This is a genomic window from Micromonospora parathelypteridis (genome assembly GCF_014201145.1).
GTDB lineage: Bacteria > Actinomycetota > Actinomycetes > Mycobacteriales > Micromonosporaceae > Micromonospora > Micromonospora parathelypteridis.
In genome coordinates this window covers 1,819,339-1,839,334 of sequence record NZ_JACHDP010000001.1, presented here as the reverse complement: position 1 = coordinate 1,839,334, position 19,996 = coordinate 1,819,339, and the positions used below count along the sequence as shown (strand labels likewise).

The following is a 19,996-nucleotide window of genomic DNA, read 5'->3' as shown; positions in this document are numbered from 1 at the left end:
ACCTCAGCCCTTGGGCTGGACGATCTGGGCGCGCAGGGTGGCCAGTAGCGCGGCGCTGTCGCCGACGGAGAGTCGGGTGAACACTCCGGTGGCGATGCTGCCGTAGTCGACCGAGGTGCAGACCACCACGTCGCCGCCACCGGAGCGGCCGACCGCGCACCGTTCGTGCCGGCCCCGCACGCCGGTGTCCACGCTCTCGGGGGCGTCCAGCGCGTAGCGCTCGGTGAGCCGGCTGATCTCGGCCTCCGCGTCCGACTCCGGGTTCAGCCGGAAGCCCGTGCCGCCGAAGACGGTCACCTGCTTGCCGTTCGAGGTGGAGTAGATACCGGCGAAGGTGTCCTCGGCCAGCCAGTGCTCCTTGCGTACCTCGTTCTCCAACTGCTGGGCGGTCTCCGCGCTGCGGTTGTCCTGGCGCAGGCTCAGGTCGTCCACCTGCGCGGGCAGTGCGGCCTGGACCGGGTACTGGGCCGAGATCGGGAACCCGTAGTAGGCGGGGCAGCCGCAGCAGCAGGCCAGGGTGAGCAGCAGGAGCCACGGCCAGCGGCGACGTCGGCGGACCGGCACCGGCACGTACCCCTTGGGGGCCTGCCAGCCCGGCGGCGGTGCCATCGGCGGCGTGGTGGATCGCCGGCCCCGGCGCTGCTTGGGGGGCGCGGGCGGCAGCGCGGGCGGCGACATCGGCCGGGTCGGGATCCGGGGCCCGGTGGCCTGTGGTGGCCGCGGGGCGGCCGCCGGAGACACCGGGTGCGACCCGACCGGGGGAGCGGGCGGACCGGACCACTGCCGGGTCGCCGGCGGCGTCGGGTAGGGCGCTGTCGGGGGAAGCGGGGGCAGCTCGGCGGACGGCAGGTCCCAGCCGCCGGTGTCCACGCCGGCCCACGGGTCGACCGGGGTCTGGTGCTCCGGCGGGCCGACTGGCACCGGCGGCGGCGGGGTCGGCTCGACCGACTCACCCCAGGCGGGTCGGCGCGGCAGCGGGGGCGGCACCGGCGCCGAGCCGCTCCACCTGGGCGCGGGGGCCTCGGCGGTGGCGGCCTCGGGCTGGCCCGAGGGTTGCGGCTGGTCCGGAGTCTCGGGCTGCGCCGGGGACTCCGGCTGCGCCGAGGGTTGCGGCTGGTCCGGAGTCTCGGGCTGCGCCGAGGGCTCCGGCTGGTCCGACGGTACGGCTGGGGAGGTCGGCTCGTTGGCGGCCGCCGGATCCCGGTCCGGCTCCGCGCCCGGGGTACTCCCGTCGGCCGGCCGTGCTCCCGGCTGGGGCTCGGGCATCGCGGCAATCTCCTCTCGCGCCGGTCCGAGGTTAGTACCGCGCCGCCACCGCCGGACGGGCGCGTACCCTTGGGCATCATGAGTGCCCCGTCCCCGACGCCGCGTGCGGCCGCGACCGACTCTGGCCACGACTCCGTCTCGGCGCAACTGACGCCGCGCCGCGACCTGGAGCCGTCGGTCTGGTCCCAGCTTGAGCCGCTGCTGCCCCAGGTCTCCAAGCCCATCCAGTACGTCGGGGGCGAGCTGGGCGCCGTGACCAAGGACTGGGGCGCGGCGACCGTGCGTTGGGCACTGATGTATCCGGACGCCTATGAGGTGGGCCTGCCCAACCAGGGCGTGCAGATCCTCTACGAGGTGCTCAACGAGCTGCCCGACACCCTCGCCGAGCGGACGTACGCGGTCTGGCCGGACCTGGAGACCCTGATGCGCACGCACGGCGTGCCGCAGTTCACCGTCGACGCGCACCGGGCGGTCCGCGACTTCGACGTGTTCGGCATCTCCTTCTCCACCGAGCTCGGTTACACCAACATGCTCACCGCGATCGACCTGGCCGGCATCCCGATGCTGGCCGCCGACCGCACCGACGCCGACCCGGTGATCGTGGCCGGCGGGCACGCCGCGTTCAACCCGGAGCCGATCGCGGACTTCATCGACGCCGCGGTCCTCGGCGACGGCGAGGAAGCGGTTCTGGAGATCACCGCGATCGTCCGGGAGTGGAAGGCCGAAGGCTCCCCGGGCGGCCGCGACGAGCTGCTGCTGCGGCTGGCCCGGACCGAGAGCGTCTACGTGCCGCGCTTCTACGACGTCGACTACCTCCCGGACGGGCGGATCCAGCGGGTCGTGCCGAACCGGGCGGACGTGCCGTTCCGGGTGCACAAGCGCACGACGATGGACCTGGACGCCTGGCCGTACCCGAAGAAGCCGCTCGTCCCGCTGGCCGAGACGGTGCACGAGCGGTACGCGGTGGAGATCTTCCGAGGCTGCACCCGGGGCTGCCGGTTCTGCCAGGCCGGCATGATCACCCGTCCGGTGCGGGAGCGGTCGATCACCACGGTCGGGCAGATGGTCCGCGAGGGCCTGGAGTTCTCCGGCTTCAACGAGGTCGGCCTGCTGTCGCTCTCCTCGGCGGACCACTCCGAGATCGGTGACATGTGCTCGGGCCTCGCCCAGCAGTACGAGGGCACCAACGTCTCGCTGTCGCTGCCGTCGACGCGGGTGGACGCCTTCAACATCGACCTCGCCCAGGAGTTGTCCCGCAACGGGCGGCGTACCGGCCTGACCTTCGCCCCGGAGGGCGGGTCGGAGCGGATCCGCAAGGTCATCAACAAGATGGTGTCGAAGGAAGACCTGATCCGCACCGTCGTCACCGCGTACACCAACGGCTGGCGGCAGGTGAAGCTCTACTTCATGTGCGGCCTGCCGACCGAGACCGACGAGGACGTCCTCGAGATCGCGGACATGGCGCACGAGGTGATCAAGGCCGGTCGGGCCGCCACCGGCTCCAAGGACATCCGCTGCACCGTCTCGATCGGTGGGTTCGTGCCGAAGCCGCACACCCCGTTCCAGTGGGCCGCGATGGAGCGTCCGGAGGTCATCGACCACCGGCTCAAGATCCTCAAGCAGGCGATCAACTCGGACCGTTCGCTGGGGCGGGCCATCGGCTACCGCTACCACGACGGCGAGCCGTCGCTGATCGAAGGGCTGCTCTCCCGGGGCGACCGCCGGGTCGGCTCGGTGATCCGCAAGGTGTGGGAGAACGGCGGCCGGTTCGACGGCTGGAGCGAGCACTTCTCGTACCAGCGCTGGGTCGACGCGGCGGCCGAGACGCTGCCCGCGTTCGGGGTGGACCTCGACTGGTACACCACCCGGGAGCGCGAGGAACTGGAGGTCCTTCCCTGGGACCACCTGGACTCGGGCCTGGACAAGGACTGGCTCTGGCAGGACTGGCAGGACTCGGTCAGCGAGTTCGAGCAGGACGACTGCCGGTGGACGCCCTGCTTCGACTGCGGTGTCTGCCCATCGATGGACACCGAGATCCAGATCGGCCCCACCGGTAAGAAGCTGTTGCCGCTCACCCCGCTGGGTGGCAACGGCATGAAGGTCCCGGCCGGCGGCCACTCCCACTGACCGCCCGTCGCAGGGCAGCGCCTGGTGGCGGTGAGCCACTAAACTCCACATCCGACATGTCACCCAACGGGTCCGCGTCTCGCGGGCCCGTTGGCGCTGGTCGGGCCGCACAGCCCGCAACGGTCGACGCCGCGACCTCGCTGGGTATCGACGACGGTTGGTGCGGTGCGATGGCCGCTGGGGCTGCCCCGACTGGGTCAGACTCGATACGCTGGGTCTGACATGGACCGACCCGGCGGGTCGGGGACGGGGGAGGAAGCTAATGGGGACCATTCCGCCGCCGAACACCGGCGATCTACAGGTCAGCGTCGAGGACCTGGACGCCGCAGCGGCGTACGTCGAGCGGCTGAAGCAGTACGTCGACGACACCATCAGCTACGAGATGGAACGCATCAAGGAGCGGATGAAGGGCGACAGCAACAACGCCCAGACCGTCCCGAACGGCACCCCCTTCGGCGCCTACGAGGACGCCCGCATGCAGTGGCAGGCGCTGACCAAGTCGACGGCCAACATGGAGATGCACCTCAAGACGCTCTCCCAGAGACTCGCCTCGCTGAAGCAGGGCACCGAGGACATCGCCAAGGCGTTCCGTGACGCCGAAGCGCGCAACGGCGCCAACGGCAAGGAGATCGAGCGGCTGCTCGAGTCGGCGGCTCCGCCGCCCGCTGCCGACGGCGCGCCCACCTACCCGTACACGGCCTGAGGGGGACGGCATGGCTGGAGGAACCTGGGAGCGGTGCGTCCGCGAGGTGACGCTCTCCGCCGACCCGGAGACGGTCGGATCGGTCGGGCTGGGATGGGGCAACCTCTCCTCCGGCCTGACGCAGTTGCGGGACGCGCTCGTCGGCCGATCATTCGTCGGCCCGATCGCCACGGGTCAGGAGCGCCCGCACGTCGGTGGTCTGCCCGGGATGCTCGCCGGCTGGAAGGGCAGCGGCGGTGACGCCTACCGCGAGCATCTGGGTGAGATCGGTAAGCAGATCGAGGATCTGATCACCGATTCGACAAACGTCAGCGGCGCCATGGCGCGGATCGAGACGGACATCCGCACGGCGGTCGCCTCGATCCCGGTCCCACTGGGGGACGACTTCGGCATCAACGAGTGGAGCCTGCCCAACGGCACCGAGCTGGACGACGCCCGCGACGGCGAGAGCGCATCGGGCTTCCTCGCCGCGCTGCGCAAGGACTACCAGAGCAACCCCGGTTCGTACGCCGACGGCGCGTTCCGCGACAAGGCCGACGACCTGGAGGCGACCATGAAGGTCGACGGCCAGGCGGGTGACCAGAAGCGGGGTGGTTGGTGGGACACCAAGTCCCATCTGGACAACTGGTACCGGGACAACCAGCAGGCGGCCAACACCGCGATGTCCCCGCTGCCCCAGGCCGTCTACACCGAGCGCCCGAAGCTGCAGGTGGGCGAGGCGGGGCGCTATAGGGACGACTACCGACCGGACGATCGGGTGCCGCCGAAGGACGTCGGTGACGTCGGTGGCGGTGGCGGGTTCGACACCGGCGGTGGCCCACAGATCGGCAGCAAGCCGCCCGGCATCGGCGCCGACATCAGCGGTGGGCCGACGTCCAAAGGGGGCCCGTTCTCCCCGCCTCCGACCAGCGGGTTCGGCGACGGCTCCGGCACCGGCGGCGGCTCCGGTTCGTTCACCCCTCCGCCCACCGGTTCGGGTTATCCGGGCGTCGACGATGGCTACAGCACCGGTCTGGCCGGCGCCGCGCCCAGCGGCATTGGCGCCGGATACGGCGGCGCGGGTGGTGGCCTCAGCGGCGCCAACCTCGGCAGCGCCGGACTCGGTGGCGCCGGCGGTGGTTTCGGTGGCGGCGCGGGCGGCGGGATCGGTGGTGGTGGCGGCGGTGGCCTGGGTGCCGCCGGCGTGGGCAGCATCCCCGGCATGGTGGGTGGTGGCAACGGCAAGGTGCCGCCGATGACGAGCGCGGCGAACGCGCTGCGCGCCGCCACGGGTGCGGGTGCGGGTGCGGGTGCGGGCGGCGCCGGCCTGGCGGGCGGCGCGCGTGGCGGCGCCGGGATGGGGGCCGCCGGGATGGGCGGCATGATGGGCGGCGCGGGCGGTGCCGGGCACGGCGGTGGTGGTACGGGTTCTGAGCACTCGTCGTGGTTGACTGAGGACGACGATCCGTGGGGTCCTGGTGACGGGGCGTCCCCGGGCATCCTGCGATGAGGACTAACGGATGACAGTGAACGTCGGAGCGTTCCGGCCGGCTGCGGCCTGCCTGCTGGTGGGGCTCCTGGTGCTGGGGGCCGCCCAGCCGGCGGTCGCGGCACCTCGGCGAGCCGAACAGTGGTATGTGGACGAGCTCCGGATCGAGCAGGCGCACAAGCTGTCCACCGGGCGGGGCGTGGTCGTGGCCGTGATCGACAGCGGCGTCAACGCCAACCATCCGGATCTGAAGGGCCAGGTGCTACCCGGTGGCCGCAGCGACGGCGGCAGCGGAGACGGACGGGCCGACGCGCAGGGGCACGGCACGCACATGGCCGGCATCATCGCGGCCACGAACGCCAGCTCCGACGGCGTGGACGGCATTGCCCCCGGCGCGAAGATCCTGCCCATCAGGCTGGACGACTCGGCAGAGGATGACGCGCCGTATGACGACGTGCTGGTCAGCCGCGGCATCCGGATGGCCGTCGACGGTGGCGCCAAGGTGATCAACATTTCCCTGGGCAAGCCGTCGGCCGTCACCCCCGAAGAGGTCAGTGCCATCCAGTACGCCCTGGACCACGACGTCGTCGTGGTGGTCGCCGCCGGTAACACCGCCAACGGCAGCGTCAAGGTCGATGCTCCCGCCAGCGTTCCCGGCGTGATCGCCGTGACCGGGACGACCCGGGGCGGCAGGTTCTGGTCCGGGTCGGTCCAGGGTCCGGAGGCGGTGGTCGCCGCACCCGGTGATGACATCTACAACGCCGGCCGTGACAACGGCTACGGCTGGGGTGACGGCACCTCCGATTCCACGGCGATCGTCTCCGGCGTCGCCGCGCTGATCCGATCGAAGTACCCGAACCTCGACGCCCCCAACGTGATCAACCGGATCATCCGCACCGCCCGGGACGCCGGTCCCGCCGGCCGCGACCCGCAGTACGGCTTCGGCCTGATCGACCCGGTGACCGCACTGAGCGCGAACGTGCCGCCGGTCAGCGCCAACCCGCTGCTCGACCCGGCCGCCGTGACGAGTCCGGCGCCCGCCCAGTCGGCGGACGCGGCCGAGGAGTTCGACGTCACCCAGCACGGCGACCGTGGTGGCCCGACGGACCAGCAGGTCATGGTGGTCGTCATCGGTGTCGCCGTGGTGGTGGTGCTGCTGTTGGGGCTGGTGGTGTTCCTGATCTGGAACCGCCGTCGGTACCGCCGTGAGGCGGCCCTGGCGGCCGAGGTCCCGGACCACCTGCTCGACCAGGAGCCTCCCGGCGGTTACGGACCGCCCGGCGGATACGGGCCACCCACCGGTTACCCGCCGCCCCCCGGCGCTGGTTACGCACCGCCGTCCGGTTACCCCCCACCTGCGGGGTACGCCCCGCCCAGTGGTGGATACCCCCCACCGTCCGGCTACGCGCCGCCGGGTTACGGCCCGCCGGGAGGGGCACCACCACCGCCCCCGCCGCCGGGGAGCGGTAACCGGTCCTGATCATGGTGGCCGGCCGGATGACCTTCGGGTCTCCCGGCCGGCCATCGGCGTCCCGGCAGGTGATCATGGTGGAAGTCGACCGGTTTCCACCGTTTCGCCGGGGCAGGACGACCGCCCCGGATGCGTACCGTCACGGGCCCTGCGCCAGGATGGGCGGACACGCAGGTACACCCGAGGAGCCCACGATCGCCAAGAAGCCTCAACCCGAGGGCGGCCAGGCGCCGGTCGTCCAGCGCGTCCGCATCCGGTACGCCAAGCGCGGGCCGCTGCGGTTCACCTCGCACCGGGACTTCGCCCGGGCGTTCGAGCGTGCGCTGCGCCGGGCCGCCGTACCGATCGCCTTCTCCCAGGGTTTCCACCCGCATCCGAAGATCTCCTACGCCAGCGCCGCGCCCACCGGGGTGGCGAGCGAGGCGGAGTACCTGGAGATCGCTCTTCAGGCGGAGGTCGACCCGGAGCAGCTGCGGGCCGCGCTGGACGCCGCGCTCTCGCCAGGGCTGGACGTGTTGGACGCCGTGGTCGCCGAGGGGGGCAACCTTCCGGACCGGATCGAGGCCTCGCGCTGGCACATCGAGTTGCCCGAGGTCGAAACGGCGGTGCTACGCGCTGCGGTCGACGCTTTTCTCGCGGCCGAAGAGGTGCTGGTCGAGCGGATGACCAAGCAGGGCCGGCGCACTTTCGACGCCCGCGCGGCCGTGATATCGGTCGATGTCCTCGCGCCAACGCCGACGCCTTCCGGGGCGCCGGCCGTACCGTGTGCGATACTCGAACTGGTCGTGCGGCAGGTCACCCCGTCCGTACGGCCCGATGACGTCCTTTCCGGCCTCCGCGTGGTGGCCGACCTGGAGCCGCCGGTTTCGCCGAGGGTGACCCGGCTGGCTCAGGGCACGTTGACCGCGCAGGGTGCGATCGTGGATCCGTTGGATGCGGACCGCGGCGGGGCAGCCATCGTTGGGCACTGACCGACGGTCCGTGCTCTGGCAGGCAGACTTCGGCGGTCGCGCACCACGCGCGCCCGGCGGAAACACTTTTGCGGCGACCCTGCGTGGCAGCGCTCACACGCGCCCGGGGTAGCCAGAACTGGAGAACGTCCATGCTCGAGAACGAGCCCGAGGGCGGCGAACGGACCGGTTCACAGCCGGCCGGTGAAACCGCCGACCAGAGCACCACTGCCGACGGCGCCCCCGTCGCGACCCCCACCACGGCTGTCGGTTCAGCCCCGGTGGACCCGGTCGGCGCGGAGAGCGCTGAGCCTGCCGCGCCGGTTCGGCGTACCCGGGCGACCCGGCGTCGGGCCGCCCCGCTGAACCAGCCGGAGCAGACCGACGCGCCGATCGAGGCGCCCACCGGCGACACCGGCAGTGCCGAGTCGCCGCAGGCGGAGGTCTTCGCCCCGATCTCCGGCGACCTGGAGGTCGCCCCGAAGACCCCCCGGCGCCGCCGCAAGGCCACCCCCGTCGAGACGACCGCCGAGGAGCCGCTGGTCGCGGCCTCCGCGGAGGCGGCCTCGGCCGAGGTGGTCCCGCCGGTCAAGGTAACCCGTACCCGGCGTAAGAAGGCCACGCCGGCTGCCGTCGAGGAGCCGCCCGCGGTCGAGGAGCCCATCGCCGAGGAGCCGCTCGTCGCCGAGGAGCCGGTCGCCGTCGAGGAGCCGGCGGAGTCGGACCTGCGCGAGGCCGAGGCCGAGTTGAACGACACGGAGGCCGTCCCGAGCAAGACCGCCGCCGAGCTGGCCTGGAGCAGTGGCGCGCAGGAGCGTTCCGGTGAGGTGTCGCCGGGTGCCGCCGTCGCCGGTGTGACCGATGAGCCGAACGACCAGGTCGAGCCGGAGCAGCCGCGTACCCGTCGTCGGCGGGCCGCCCTCTCCGCGCCCACCGTGCTGTTCATGGCACCCCAGCCGGACGCTGTGCCGGTTACCCGACCGGTCGAGCCCGCCCCGGTCGCCGAGGAGCCGGCAGTGGAGGAGGCCGCAGAGCCGTCCCGCCGCCGGCGGCGTGGTCGCCGCGAGGTCGAGCCCGTCGAGGCGATCGAGGCCGAGGAAGAGCCGACCGAGGAGGCCGACGAGGCCACCGAGGCGGATGAGGACGACGAGGACAGCGCCGCCGCGCGCCGCCGCCGCCGGCGTGGTCGCCGGGGTCGTGGCCGGGGCAAGGGCGGGGCCGACGACGCCGAGGACGAGGAGTCCGAAGAGGCGGCGCAGGCCGATGAGGAAGAGACCGCCGAAGTCGAGGCCGAGGGTGACGAGGACGACGAGGCCGAGGGCGGGGACGGCCTGACCCGTCGCCGCCGGCGTCGTCGTCGCCGTGGCGCCGGCGACACGGAGGGCGCCGCCGACGACGGCGTACCGACCGTCGTGAAGATCCGCGAGCCGCGCCGGACCGTCGACGAGGTGCAGGGCGTGTCCGGCTCGACCCGCCTGGAGGCCAAGCGCCAGCGCCGCCGGGATGGCCGGGAGCAGCGGCGTACGCGGCCGCCGATCCTCAGCGAGTCGGAGTTCCTGGCGCGCCGGGAGGCCGTCGACCGCGTGATGGCGGTCCGCCAGCGCGGTGACCGCACCCAGATCGCCGTCCTGGAGGACGGCGTGCTGGTCGAGCACTACGTCACCCGCAACTCCTCCGGCACGATGGCCGGCAACGTCTACCTCGGCAAGGTGCAGAACGTGCTGCCGAGCATGGAGGCGGCGTTCGTCGACGTCGGCCGGGGCCGCAACGCGGTCCTGTACGCCGGTGAGGTCAACTGGGACACCTCCGGCCTGGAGGGGCGGGCCCGCTCGATCGAGCAGGCGCTGCGCTCCGGCGACTCGGTGCTGGTCCAGGTCACCAAGGACCCGATCGGGCACAAGGGCGCTCGGCTGACCAGCCACATCGCGCTCTCCGGCCGACACCTGGTCTACGTGCCCAACGGCAACGCCTCCGGGATCAGCCGGAAGCTGCCGGACAACGAGCGCAAGCGTCTGCGGGACGTGCTCAAGAAGCTGGTCCCGGACGGCGCGGGCGTGATCGTCCGTACGGCCGCCGAGGGCGCCAGTGAGGACGAGCTGGCCCGCGACGTCAAGCGTCTCCAGGCCCAGTGGGAGGACATCCAGGCCAAGGCTGCCGAGGGTGGCGCTCCGGTGCTGCTCTACGGGGAGCCCGACCTGGTCATCCGGGTGGTCCGGGACCTGTTCAACGAGGACTTCCGCGAGCTGGTGATCGAGGGCGAGCAGTCGTACGACATGGTCGAGTCGTACCTGTCGCACGTCTCCCCGGATCTGGTTGACCGGGTCCGCCGGCACGTCGGCACGAGCGACGTCTTCGCCGAGTACCGGATCGACGAGCAGATCATCAAGGGTCTGGACCGCAAGGTCTTCCTGCCCTCCGGTGGTTCGCTGGTGATCGACCGTACCGAGGCGATGACGGTCGTCGACGTCAACACCGGCAAGTACACCGGCTCCGGGGGCAACCTGGAGGAGACCGTCACCCGCAACAACCTGGAGGCGGCGGAGGAGATCGTCCGCCAGCTCCGGCTGCGCGACATCGGTGGCATCGTGGTAATCGACTTCATCGACATGGTGCTCGAGTCGAACCGCGAGCTGGTGCTGCGCCGACTCACCGAGTGCCTGGGCCGGGACCGCACCAAGCACCAGGTCACCGAGATCACCTCGCTCGGTCTGGTGCAGATGACCCGTAAGCGGATCGGCGCGGGCCTGCTGGAGGCGTTCAGCGAGACCTGCGAGTGCTGCAAGGGCCGGGGCGTCATCATGCACACCGAGCCGGTGCCGGAGAAGCCGCGCCCTGCCGGTGCGGGGGAGAAGGTCAAGGCGGTCGCCTCGTCGGTTGCCGCCGCTCCGGCCGCCGAGCAGGGCACCGCGTCGTCCCGCCGCCGGGCGCGTAAGAACGCCCCGGTCGAGCGGGCCGCGGTCGAGGTCGTCGACACCGACACCAGCGTCGAACCGGACGCCGACTACCAGGACACCATGGGCTACGACCTGTCCCGCTACGAGTCGGACACCGCCGCCGCGCCGGCGATCTCCGACAGCCAGCAGGGCGAGTCGGCTCGGCTGGCCGCGGCGGACGACCCGGACGCGCTCGCCGACGGTGAGGGCGACGAGGAGAGTGCCGAGGGTGGCACCGGCCGTCGCCGTTCCCGCCGGGGTGGCGCCCGCCGGCGGACCCGCCCCTGACCGTCTGACCGGCCAAGTGTTTGGCGAGGTCCCTTCCCCGGCAAAGACGGGGGAGGGACCTCGCCGTTCCGGCCACCCCGGTCCAGGAGCGGCCGCCCCGGGTCAGGAGAAGAAGATGCGCCGTCTGCTCGCCGTCACCGCGCTGGTCACCGTGCTCTTCGGCGCGGCGGGCTGTTCCGCCGACCGGTCGGGCGTTGGGCCGGGTCCGACCGGTGTGACCGCCGAGGGCTCCGGTACGACGCCCCCCGGAGTCACCGCCATGCCGGCCAGTGGTGGTGCGGCGGGAGGCACGACGCAGATCTGCGCCGCTGCCCAGCAGGCCAGTACCACCGCCCTCCGGACGTATGTGGCCGAGGTGGGCCAGATGATCGCGGCGGTGGGCGCCGGGGACAGCAGCACGGCCGAGGCTGCCCGCAGGCGGGCCGAGGCGGCGCTGGCCGCCTGGCGGACCCAGCTGCGGGAGCAGTCGGAGCAGGCCACCGATCCGCAGCTCAAGACTCTGCTCACCGACCTCGGCACCGAAGTGGCCGCGCTCGGCGCTGACGTGGAGTCCATCGACGAAACCGAGCTCGACCGGCTCCAGCAGCGCCTCGACCAGCTCTGCGCGCGCTGACCAGGGCGGGCCGGTTTGGGGTCCGGGCCAGCAATGGCGTACTCTTGCCTGCGGCGCACTTTTGGTGTGCCGAGTTCCCGTGTGCCCGCGCCGCCGTGCACTGCTACCCGGCGAGCCGCCGCGGGGACGACCGCCAGCAGCCTCAACGACAGGGAGTCCGCCTCCGATGTACGCGATCGTCAAGACCGGCGGCAAGCAGTACAAGGTCGCCGAGGGCGACGTGATCGAGGTCGAGAAGCTCACCGGTGCCCCCGGTGACGCGGTGAAGCTCACCGCGGTGCTCCTCGTCGACGGTGACGACCTGGTGACCGACGCGGCGAAGCTTGCCGAGGTCGCGGTGTCCGGCGAAATCGCCGCGCACACCAAGGGCCCGAAGATCCGGATCCACAAGTTCAAGAACAAGACCGGGTACCACAAGCGCCAGGGTCATCGCCAGCCGTTGACCCAGGTCAAGGTGACCGGCATTTCCAGCGGGAAGTAGGTCGTCCTCCAATGGCTCACAAAAAGGGTGCGTCCAGCTCGCGTAACGGTCGTGACTCCGCGGCCCAGCGACTCGGCGTGAAGCGCTTCGGTGGTCAGGTCGTCAGCGCCGGTGAGATCATCATCCGGCAGCGTGGCACCAAGTTCCACCCCGGTGACCTGGTCGGCCGTGGCGGCGACGACACGCTGTTCGCGCTGTCCGCCGGTGCGGTCCTGTTCGGCACCAAGCGCGGTCGTAAGACCGTCAGCATCGTTCCGCAGCAGTAGTTCTCGAGCTAAGCGGGCCGCGGACCTCCGGGTCCCGGCCCGCTTAGTTTTTTTTCGAAGTGCGGGGTCGAACCTCGCTGGAAGGATTGACGCCGTGGCAACGTTCGTTGACCGGGTCGTTCTGCATCTGCAGGCCGGCGATGGCGGGCACGGTTGTGTCTCGATCCACCGCGAGAAGTTCAAGCCGTTCGGCGGGCCGGACGGCGGCAACGGCGGGCACGGCGGCAGCGTGTCGCTGGTTGTCGACCCGCAGGTGACCACGCTGCTCGACTTCCACTTCCACCCGCACGTCAAGGCCGACAACGGCAAGGGCGGCGCTGGGTCGAACCGGGACGGGGCCAACGGCCACCAGCTGGTGCTCAAGGTGCCCAACGGCACCGTGGTGCAGACCTCCGACGGCACGGTGCTGGCCGACATGGTCGGCGCCGGCACCACCTTCGAGGTGGCCCGCGGCGGGCGCGGCGGGCGGGGCAACGCCTCGCTGGCCAACGCCAAGCGCAAGGCTCCGGGCTTCGCCGAGCTGGGCGAGCCGGGCGACCAGTTGGACATCGTGCTGGAGCTCAAGAGCGTCGCCGACGTGGGCCTGGTGGGCTTCCCGTCGGCCGGCAAGTCGTCGCTGATCTCGGTGATCTCCGCGGCCAAGCCGAAGATCGCCGACTACCCGTTCACCACCCTCGTGCCCAACCTCGGTGTGGTCCGGATGGACAACCACACCTTCACCGTCGCGGACGTGCCAGGTCTGATTCCTGGCGCGGCGACCGGCAAGGGTCTGGGCCTGGAGTTCCTGCGGCACATCGAACGCTGCGCGGTGCTGGTGCACGTCATCGACTCGGCGACCCTGGAGCCCGGGCGCGACCCGGTCGCCGACATCGACGCCATCGAGGCCGAGCTGGCCGAGTACGGGGCCGGGCTCTCCGAGCGCCCCCGGATCGTCGCCGTGAACAAGGTCGACGTGCCGGACGGCCGGGACCTCGCCGAGATCGTGCGCCCCGACCTGGAGGAGCGCGGCTACCGGGTGTTCGAGGTCTCCGCGGCCACCCGGGAAGGGCTCAAGGAGCTCACCTACGCGATGGCCGAGATGGTCGAGGCGGAGCGCAAGGCCGCCCCGCCCGCCGAGCCGACCCGGATCGTGATCCGTCCGATCGCCGTGGACGACGACGGCTTCACCATCACGGCCGAGGCCGACGGCTCCTTCACCATTCGCGGCATCCGGCCGGAGCGCTGGGTCAAGCAGACCAACTTCGACAACGACGAGGCGGTCGGCTACCTGGCCGACCGGCTGGCCCGGCTCGGGGTGGAAGACAAGCTGGCCAAGGCCGGCGCGCAGCCCGGCGACCTGGTCCGGATCGGTGAGCGCGAGTTCGACTGGCAGCCGACGCTCTACGCCGGCGTGGACTTCGTACCCGGCAACCGGGGCACCGACGTCCGCCTGGAGGAGAAGTCGAACCGGCTTTCCGCGGCGGACCGGCTCGCCGCCCGCAAGGCCCGCCGGGTGCGGTCGGCCGACGAGGTGGGCGCGGACTCGTCCGACGACCTCGACGACATCGACGACGAGGACGACGCCGAGTAGCCCGTTGCGCTCCGTGATCGGGTTGATTTCCGGAAACCTTCGCGAAATCCTCCCGTCCTAGCGTGGGGTGATGCTGATCGAGTCCCGGCCTGCCATCGATCCGGAGATCGCCGCCCTGGTCATCGCGCAGCAGCGTGAGCTGCGCGAGGCCGATGGCGGATTGGATGGGCAGGTCTTCGTCCCGCACGACGACGCCCGCTACCTGGCGGTGGTGGTGAACGGGCGGGCGGTCGCCTGCGGGGCGCTCCAGTCGATCGACGCCGAAACCGGCGAGGTCAAGCGGATGTACGTGCGGCCCGCGTACCGGGGGCGGGGCATCGCCCGTCAGTTGCTGGCGGCGCTGGAGGAGTGTGCGTTCCGGCAGGGGCACTCGGTGGTCTGCCTGGAGACGGGCACCTACCTGCCGGCCGCGATCGCGCTGTACAGGTCCTGCGGCTACGACGAGGTCCCCGTCTTCGGGGAATACGTAGGCAACCCGTACAGCATCTGTTTCGCCAAGCGGCTGCCGGTCGCGGCCTGACGGCCGCGCCGCCGACCTGTCACGTCAGTGCCGGTCGGCGGGGTTGTCCAGGCGTCCGCCGGTGCCCGCCTGGTTCGACAGCAACAGCCCGAGCGCGAGCATCCCGAAGCCGAGCGCGAGGTGCAGCCAGTTGTCGGCGTCGTTGATCGGCAGGATGTTCGCCCCGGCCTCCGGGTCGACGGCCTCGATCGCCAGGCCGTACAGCCAGAGCGCGAGGTAGATCGCGCCGCCGCCGGCCAGGAACAGTCGGGCGCCGCCGACGCTGCGGGCCAGCACCAGACCGGCCAGCCCGAACAGCAGGTGCACCGCGTTGTGCAGGATCGACACCTGAAAGAGCCCGAGCAGCAGTGCGTCGGAGTGGTGCCCGGCGAACCTCAGCTCGCCGTAGTCGGTGGTGATGCCGGGTATGAAGCCGAGGACGCCGATCAGCAGGAAGACCCCGGCCACGGCCAACGCGGCCGACTGGACCCGGGGGCGGTGGCTGGCCGGTCGGCCACCTCGCGCGTCTCGTGCCATCGCTGCCCCCTCCGTGGATCTGCCAGCCCTCGCGAACCTCACTGTCCGCAGCGGCGACGTGACGCAGCCCGACGATCCTCCATTTTGAAGTCGATCCGGCCTGCCGCGCAGAGAAATGCACGAAGAGGTATGGAAGCCGAAACGCAGGGTAGGGGTTTTGTCAGCGGCCGCGGCAACGTCGGCCGCATCCCCCGGCACAACCGCGACGACTTTCTGAGCGGAAGGGAAATCATGTCTTACGACCTTTCACCTACGTCTTCCACGTACGGGCAGGAGTCAACCAACGGCGGTGGCGTCCGCGACCAGGCGCGCCACGTCGGTTCCGAAGCCGCGCAGGCTGGCGGTGCGGTCGCCCAGACGGCCAAGGAGCAGGGCACCGAGGTCGGCCGTGAGGCGGCCCGGCAGGCCCGCAACCTCTACGGCGAGGCTCGCACCCAGCTCGCCAGCCAGACCGGTGAGCAGCAGCGCCGGGCCGCTGGTGGGCTGCGTTCGCTGGCCGACGAGATGCGCTCGATGGCCGAGCAGGGCGGCCAGGCCGGCCCGGTGAGCGAGCTGGCCCGCCAGGCCGCGGACCGGGTGCACGGCGTCGCCGGCTGGCTCGAGGAGCGCGAGCCCGGCGACCTGATCACCGAGGTACGCGACTACGCGCGGCGCAACCCCGGCACCTTCCTGGTCGGCGCGGCGGTCCTCGGCGTGCTGGCCGGTCGGCTGACCCGTGGCATCTCCGCCGCTGGCGACGACTCCGGCAACGGGTCCTCGACCTACCGGGGCGCTGGGGCGTACGACCCGGAGCAGACCGCCGTGATCCCGACGCCGCCGCCGACGCCTGCGCCTCGGGCGGTGCCCGACGCCGTCCCGCAGGGCGGCTACCTCGACCCGACCCCTGGCACGCACACCCCGCCGACGTCCGGTGGCTACGCCGACCCGGCGCCTGGTGGCTACGCCGACCCCACGCCTGGTGGCTACACCGACCCGACGCCCGGTGGTTATGCCGAGCCCAACCGGGGCGACCACCCGGAGCACTCCGGCACCGGTCAGCCGCTGCCGCCGGTGACCCAGACCGACCCGCTGCCGGGCGTGCCGTCCAGCGGCAGCCCCCGCCCGTGAGCAACCGAGTCATCCGAAGGGAGGCGACGGCATGACCATGCCGACGCAGGGGTCCGGACTGGACTCCGGATACCACCCCGACGCGGGTGCCCCGCACACCGCCGCGGAGGTGAAGAGCAGCTCCCTGGGTGACCTGATGCGTCAGGTCACCACCGACCTGTCGACGCTGATGCGTCAGGAGGTCGAGCTGGCCAAGGCCGAGATCCGTCAGGAGGGCAAGAAGGCCGGTAAGGCCGCCGGGCTCTTCGGCGGCGCCGGCTTCGGTGGCTACATGGTGGCGCTCTTCCTCTCGCTCGCCCTCTGGGCCGGGCTGTCCAACGTGATGGACGCCGGCTGGGCCGGGCTGATCGTGGCGGTCATCTGGGCTGCGATCGCCGCGGCTCTCTACTCCATGGCCAAGAAGAACGCCCAGCACGTACGCGGGCTCAAGCAGACCAACGACAGCGTGCAGCGGATCCCCGACGCGCTCAAGCCGCACCCGGAGGGAGTCACCCGATGAGCACCGATCCCGATCAGATCCGCCGGGAGATCGAAGCCACCCGCAACAGCCTCAGCTCCGACGTGGACGCGCTGGCGTACAAGGTCAGCCCCAGCCGCATCGTCGACGACCGCAAGCAGCGGGCCCGTTCCGCTCTGCAGAATGTGAGGGACAAGGTCATGGGAACCGCGTCTGACCTCGGCCACGGCACCGGCCAGGCCGCCCACTCGGTGGGTGACCGCGCCTCGTCGGCGGCCTCCAGCGTCAGCGACGCCGCGCACTCGGCGGCTACCACTGTCAGCGATGCCGCCCACAGCGCGCCACGGGTGCTCCGGCAGAAGTCCCAGGGCAACCCTCTCGCCGCCGGTCTGATCGCGTTCGGGGTCGGCTGGCTGGCGTCGTCGCTGATCCCCGCCTCCCGCCGTGAGCAGGAGGTCGCTACCCAGGTGAAGGCCAAGGTCAGCGAGCACAGCGGGGCGGTGACGGAGAAGCTGGGCGCGGTCGCCAACGAACTCAAGGAGGAGTTGCGCGAGCCGGCTCAGCACGCTGCCGAGTCGGTGAAGTCCACCGCTCAGGACGCCGTGCACGCGATCAAGGACGACACGAAGTCGGCCGCGCACGACGTCAAGGACCAGGCCCAGCAGGTCCGCCCCTGACCCCACCCCACCGCACCGCAGTCGCGACAGCTCGCGGCCACCACGGTGACCGCGAGCTGTCGCGACTCCACCCCGCCCCGCCCCCGCTCCCGCCCCCCTGCTCCCGCCCCCCGCTCCCCGCCCCGCGATCTTGCAGTTTCGGTCCTGCTTTTGCCGGCTTTCGGCCCTTCTGTCCAGACAGTAAGTGCAAGATCGCGGGGCGGGGGCGGGGGCGGGGGCGGGGCGAGGGCGGGGCGTGGTTAGTGGGGGCGGGTCTGCAGGGTGTGGGTCGGGTGGGCGGCTCGGCGGATTCGGGTTTCGCCGTAGCGGACGCCGCCGAGCAGGAACCGCTGGGCGACCGCGAGCCAGCCGCACACGCCGCGCTCCAGCAGCCAGACCGGGGCTGCCAGCGCCGTTGCCGGCGGGAAGACCGCTGTGCCGCCCGCGCGGCGGCGGCCCAGCTCGGCGAGGGCGACGGTGCCGACCGCCGCGCCGAGCAGCAGCGCGGGCCGCCGGGCCGCGACCGCCGCGGCCAGCGCCGGCAGGACCGCGAGCGCGGTCAGCAGACGGGCCGGCTGGGCCAGATCGTCGTACGCCTGGCGGACGCGTTGGCTGCGGAAGTGGGCGGCATCCGGCGGCAGTCGGCGTACGTACAGCCAGGCCGGCGCGGCCTCGGTGCCGTCGTACGCGCGCATGGTGCGGATCAGCTCCAGGTTCTCGAAGAGCACGTCCGGGTCGTACTCGCCCATGGCGAGGAAGGTGCTGCGACGCACGGCGAGGGTGCCCGGGTAGTCCGCGCCGAGCGCCCGGTTGAGCAGCGTCCGACCGGTGTCCCACCAGGCGTGCCAGGGCAGGGGGTCGAAGTAGTTCTGCGGTCGTACCAGATCGGCCCGACCCAGCAGGCGGTGCACGGCGATCAGCCCGGCGTCGTCGTACCGGACGTCGTCATCGGCGATCACCACGTGTTCGCGTTCCGCCGCGCGGACGCCGGTGCACACCCCGATCACCTTGCCGTTGAGCCCGCGATCGGCGGGATCGGGTGGAAGGTGCCGGACCAGCCCTCGCCATGCTTCGGCGTGCCGCGCGAAGAGGTCCGGTGCCGAGCCGTCGACCACGAGCACGTCGACTCTTCCGGCCAGCCAACGCAGGTAGCCGGTCAGCTCGGCCAGGCCGGTGTCGGTGTGCCAGCGCAGCGGCAGCACGTACGCCATCGGCAGGCGGGCCGCCGATGTGCTGGCACCGTGCCTGACGGCCCACCCACGCACGGCGCGTGGTACGTCACCGCTGGGGTTGACCGAGGGCATTGGCGCCTCCTGGGCGGGACGTACGGTCGGCGGGGCGAGGTCAGGCAGTGCCGCGGATGTTGGTGAGGGTCAGGCCGATGGGCGGCAGCGCGGGCATCCGGTGCAGGTCCAGGGCCAGGTTCTGGGCGCCGATGTCGTAGCGCATGGCGGTGGTCAGGTTGGCGACCGCCCGCTTCATCAGCTCGATGGTGATCCACTCGCCGGCGCAGCGGTGCCCTGTCCGGTGGTCACCGCCGCCCTGCGGGATCAGCTCGAACGGGTCCACCCGACGACCGGCGAACCGGTCCGGGCGGAAGAGCTCCGGTTGTGGCCAGAGCGACGGGTGGTGGTTGGTGCCGTAGAGGTCGAGCAACACGCGTCGGCCGCGGGGGAAGTGGTGACCCTGCCAGTCGAAGGAGCGTCGGACCCGGGCCGCCGCGATCGGGAAGAACGGGTAGTACCGGCGTACTTCCTGGACGAAGTGCTCGGCGGTTTCGTCGTCGTCGCGGACCCGTTCCCGCCAGGCCGGATGGTCGTGCAGGGCGAGCGCGGCGAAGACGAGGTACTGGTCCACGGCGACCACCGGGCGCAGCACGTTGAGCAACTCCACCGCCGCGATCCGCCGGGGGAGGAGCTCGCCCCGCCGGTCCCGGTGCTCGGCGATCACCGCCAGGGCGCTACCGGCCGGTGCCGGCGAGAAACCGGCCCGGGTCCGCTCGATGAGGGCGGCCAGCCACCGCTCGGCGCGGTGCCGGGCGAGGCGTCCCCGCCAGTGTCGGGGACCGACCACTGCCGGAGCTTCGATCATGGCGTGCAGCTCGACTGCGCGCCGGTCGACCTGCGACGCGGGCAGTGGCACCCCGGCCCAGGCGCAGACCACCCGGGTCAGCAGCCGGCCCAGCTCGTCGTAGAGCCGCACCGGCCCAGCGCCCTCCCAGGCGGGGATCCTGGTAAGCCACTCGTCGTCGAAGAGCTGGCCGAGCTGCCGGATGGCGGTCGGTGTCATGATCGTCATGAACATGGCCTTGCGGTCCCGATGCTCCGGTCCGTCCAACCCCTGTACGCCGCCCCGGCCGGTGAGGGTCCGCTGCACCCGCATCGGCATCGCGGTCGCCCGTTCGAAGCGCTCGTTGTCGTAGAACAGTTTTGCCGCCGGCCGGCCGCGGAGGCAGATGGTCGGGGCGAGCAGGATCCGGGTCCGGAAGACGTCACTGCCGTACCGCTCGCAGCGTTCGCCGATGAACCGGTAGCCGGAGCGGAGCAGCGCGAGGGTGCTGTCCGGGCTGCGGTCGGCCGGCATGGTCGCCATCGGGTCTCCTCC

At 71.9% G+C, this 19,996-nt stretch carries 18 protein-coding genes; 14 read left to right on the top strand and 4 right to left on the bottom strand.

Annotated features, from left to right (window positions below):
• Positions 1-3 precede the first annotated feature (3 nt).
• Positions 4-1,266 carry a hypothetical protein gene (locus HNR20_RS32215; protein WP_229687221.1) on the bottom strand — a complete coding sequence of 421 codons (1,263 nt, stop codon included), beginning with the start codon at positions 1,264-1,266 and terminating at the stop codon, positions 4-6.
• A 78-nt stretch (positions 1,267-1,344) separates the two neighbouring features.
• Here HNR20_RS32215 and HNR20_RS07885 point away from each other — a divergent pair, with 78 nt between their 5' ends.
• The 11 genes from HNR20_RS07885 to HNR20_RS07835 all read left to right on the top strand — a co-directional run bounded on the left by HNR20_RS07885 (position 1,345) and on the right by HNR20_RS07835 (position 14,656).
• Positions 1,345-3,393 (top strand): TIGR03960 family B12-binding radical SAM protein, encoded by a 2,049-nt coding sequence (locus HNR20_RS07885; RefSeq protein ID WP_184177761.1) that lies wholly within the window; start codon positions 1,345-1,347, stop codon positions 3,391-3,393.
• Between the two features lie 262 nt (positions 3,394-3,655).
• Complete coding sequence (locus HNR20_RS07880; protein WP_184177760.1) at positions 3,656-4,096, top strand: hypothetical protein; 441 nt, start codon at positions 3,656-3,658, stop codon at positions 4,094-4,096.
• 10 nt (positions 4,097-4,106) lie between these two features.
• Positions 4,107-5,585 (top strand): hypothetical protein, encoded by a 1,479-nt coding sequence (locus HNR20_RS07875; RefSeq protein ID WP_184177759.1) that lies wholly within the window; start codon positions 4,107-4,109, stop codon positions 5,583-5,585.
• A gap of 10 nt (positions 5,586-5,595) precedes the next feature.
• Positions 5,596-7,044 (top strand): type VII secretion-associated serine protease mycosin, encoded by a 1,449-nt coding sequence (gene mycP, locus HNR20_RS07870; RefSeq protein ID WP_184177758.1) that lies wholly within the window; start codon positions 5,596-5,598, stop codon positions 7,042-7,044.
• Positions 7,045-7,193: 149 nt separating this feature from the next.
• Positions 7,194-8,006, top strand: a complete 813-nt coding sequence (locus HNR20_RS07865; protein ID WP_184177757.1) for a TIGR03936 family radical SAM-associated protein — start codon at positions 7,194-7,196, stop codon at positions 8,004-8,006.
• Positions 8,007-8,137: 131 nt separating this feature from the next.
• The gene (locus HNR20_RS07860; RefSeq protein WP_184177756.1) at positions 8,138-11,206 is read left to right on the top strand and encodes an Rne/Rng family ribonuclease; all 3,069 of its coding nucleotides are present in this window, start codon (positions 8,138-8,140) and stop codon (positions 11,204-11,206) included.
• Between the two features lie 115 nt (positions 11,207-11,321).
• Entirely contained in the window at positions 11,322-11,819 is a 498-nt protein-coding gene (locus HNR20_RS07855) for a hypothetical protein (RefSeq protein WP_184177755.1), read from the top strand.
• A gap of 166 nt (positions 11,820-11,985) precedes the next feature.
• Positions 11,986-12,300, top strand: coding sequence for a 50S ribosomal protein L21 (rplU, locus tag HNR20_RS07850; RefSeq protein WP_007464063.1), 315 nt, complete (start codon positions 11,986-11,988; stop codon positions 12,298-12,300).
• An 11-nt stretch (positions 12,301-12,311) separates the two neighbouring features.
• The gene (rpmA, locus tag HNR20_RS07845) at positions 12,312-12,566 is read left to right on the top strand and encodes a 50S ribosomal protein L27 (RefSeq protein WP_007464062.1); all 255 of its coding nucleotides are present in this window, start codon (positions 12,312-12,314) and stop codon (positions 12,564-12,566) included.
• Between the two features lie 94 nt (positions 12,567-12,660).
• Positions 12,661-14,136 carry a GTPase ObgE gene (gene obgE, locus HNR20_RS07840; RefSeq protein ID WP_184177754.1) on the top strand — a complete coding sequence of 492 codons (1,476 nt, stop codon included), beginning with the start codon at positions 12,661-12,663 and terminating at the stop codon, positions 14,134-14,136.
• Positions 14,137-14,206: 70 nt separating this feature from the next.
• Positions 14,207-14,656, top strand: coding sequence for a GNAT family N-acetyltransferase (locus HNR20_RS07835; protein ID WP_184177753.1), 450 nt, complete (start codon positions 14,207-14,209; stop codon positions 14,654-14,656).
• Between the two features lie 24 nt (positions 14,657-14,680).
• Here the strand turns inward: HNR20_RS07835 and HNR20_RS07830 are convergent, their stop codons facing one another.
• Positions 14,681-15,172 carry a DUF4383 domain-containing protein gene (locus HNR20_RS07830; RefSeq protein ID WP_184177752.1) on the bottom strand — a complete coding sequence of 164 codons (492 nt, stop codon included), beginning with the start codon at positions 15,170-15,172 and terminating at the stop codon, positions 14,681-14,683.
• Between the two features lie 231 nt (positions 15,173-15,403).
• Between HNR20_RS07830 and HNR20_RS07825 the strand changes: the two genes are divergently transcribed.
• From HNR20_RS07825 to HNR20_RS07815, 3 genes are read left to right on the top strand one after another with little or no spacing between them, the layout of a single operon-like run.
• A complete protein-coding gene (locus HNR20_RS07825) occupies positions 15,404-16,279 on the top strand; it encodes a hypothetical protein (protein WP_184177751.1) in 876 nt (291 codons plus the stop codon).
• Positions 16,280-16,310: 31 nt separating this feature from the next.
• Positions 16,311-16,778 (top strand): phage holin family protein, encoded by a 468-nt coding sequence (locus HNR20_RS07820; RefSeq protein WP_184177750.1) that lies wholly within the window; start codon positions 16,311-16,313, stop codon positions 16,776-16,778.
• Positions 16,775-17,413, top strand: coding sequence for a DUF3618 domain-containing protein (locus tag HNR20_RS07815; protein WP_184177749.1), 639 nt, complete (start codon positions 16,775-16,777; stop codon positions 17,411-17,413). The genes HNR20_RS07820 and HNR20_RS07815 overlap by 4 nt, the downstream gene beginning before the upstream one ends.
• Positions 17,414-17,652: 239 nt before the next feature.
• Here HNR20_RS07815 and HNR20_RS07810 read toward each other — a convergent pair whose 3' ends face one another.
• A complete protein-coding gene (locus HNR20_RS07810; protein ID WP_229687220.1) occupies positions 17,653-18,696 on the bottom strand; it encodes a glycosyltransferase family 2 protein in 1,044 nt (347 codons plus the stop codon).
• A 40-nt stretch (positions 18,697-18,736) separates the two neighbouring features.
• Positions 18,737-19,984: a cytochrome P450 gene (locus HNR20_RS07805; RefSeq protein WP_184177748.1), complete on the bottom strand. Its 1,248-nt coding sequence runs from the start codon at positions 19,982-19,984 to the stop codon at positions 18,737-18,739.
• Between the last annotated feature and the right edge of the window lie 12 nt (positions 19,985-19,996).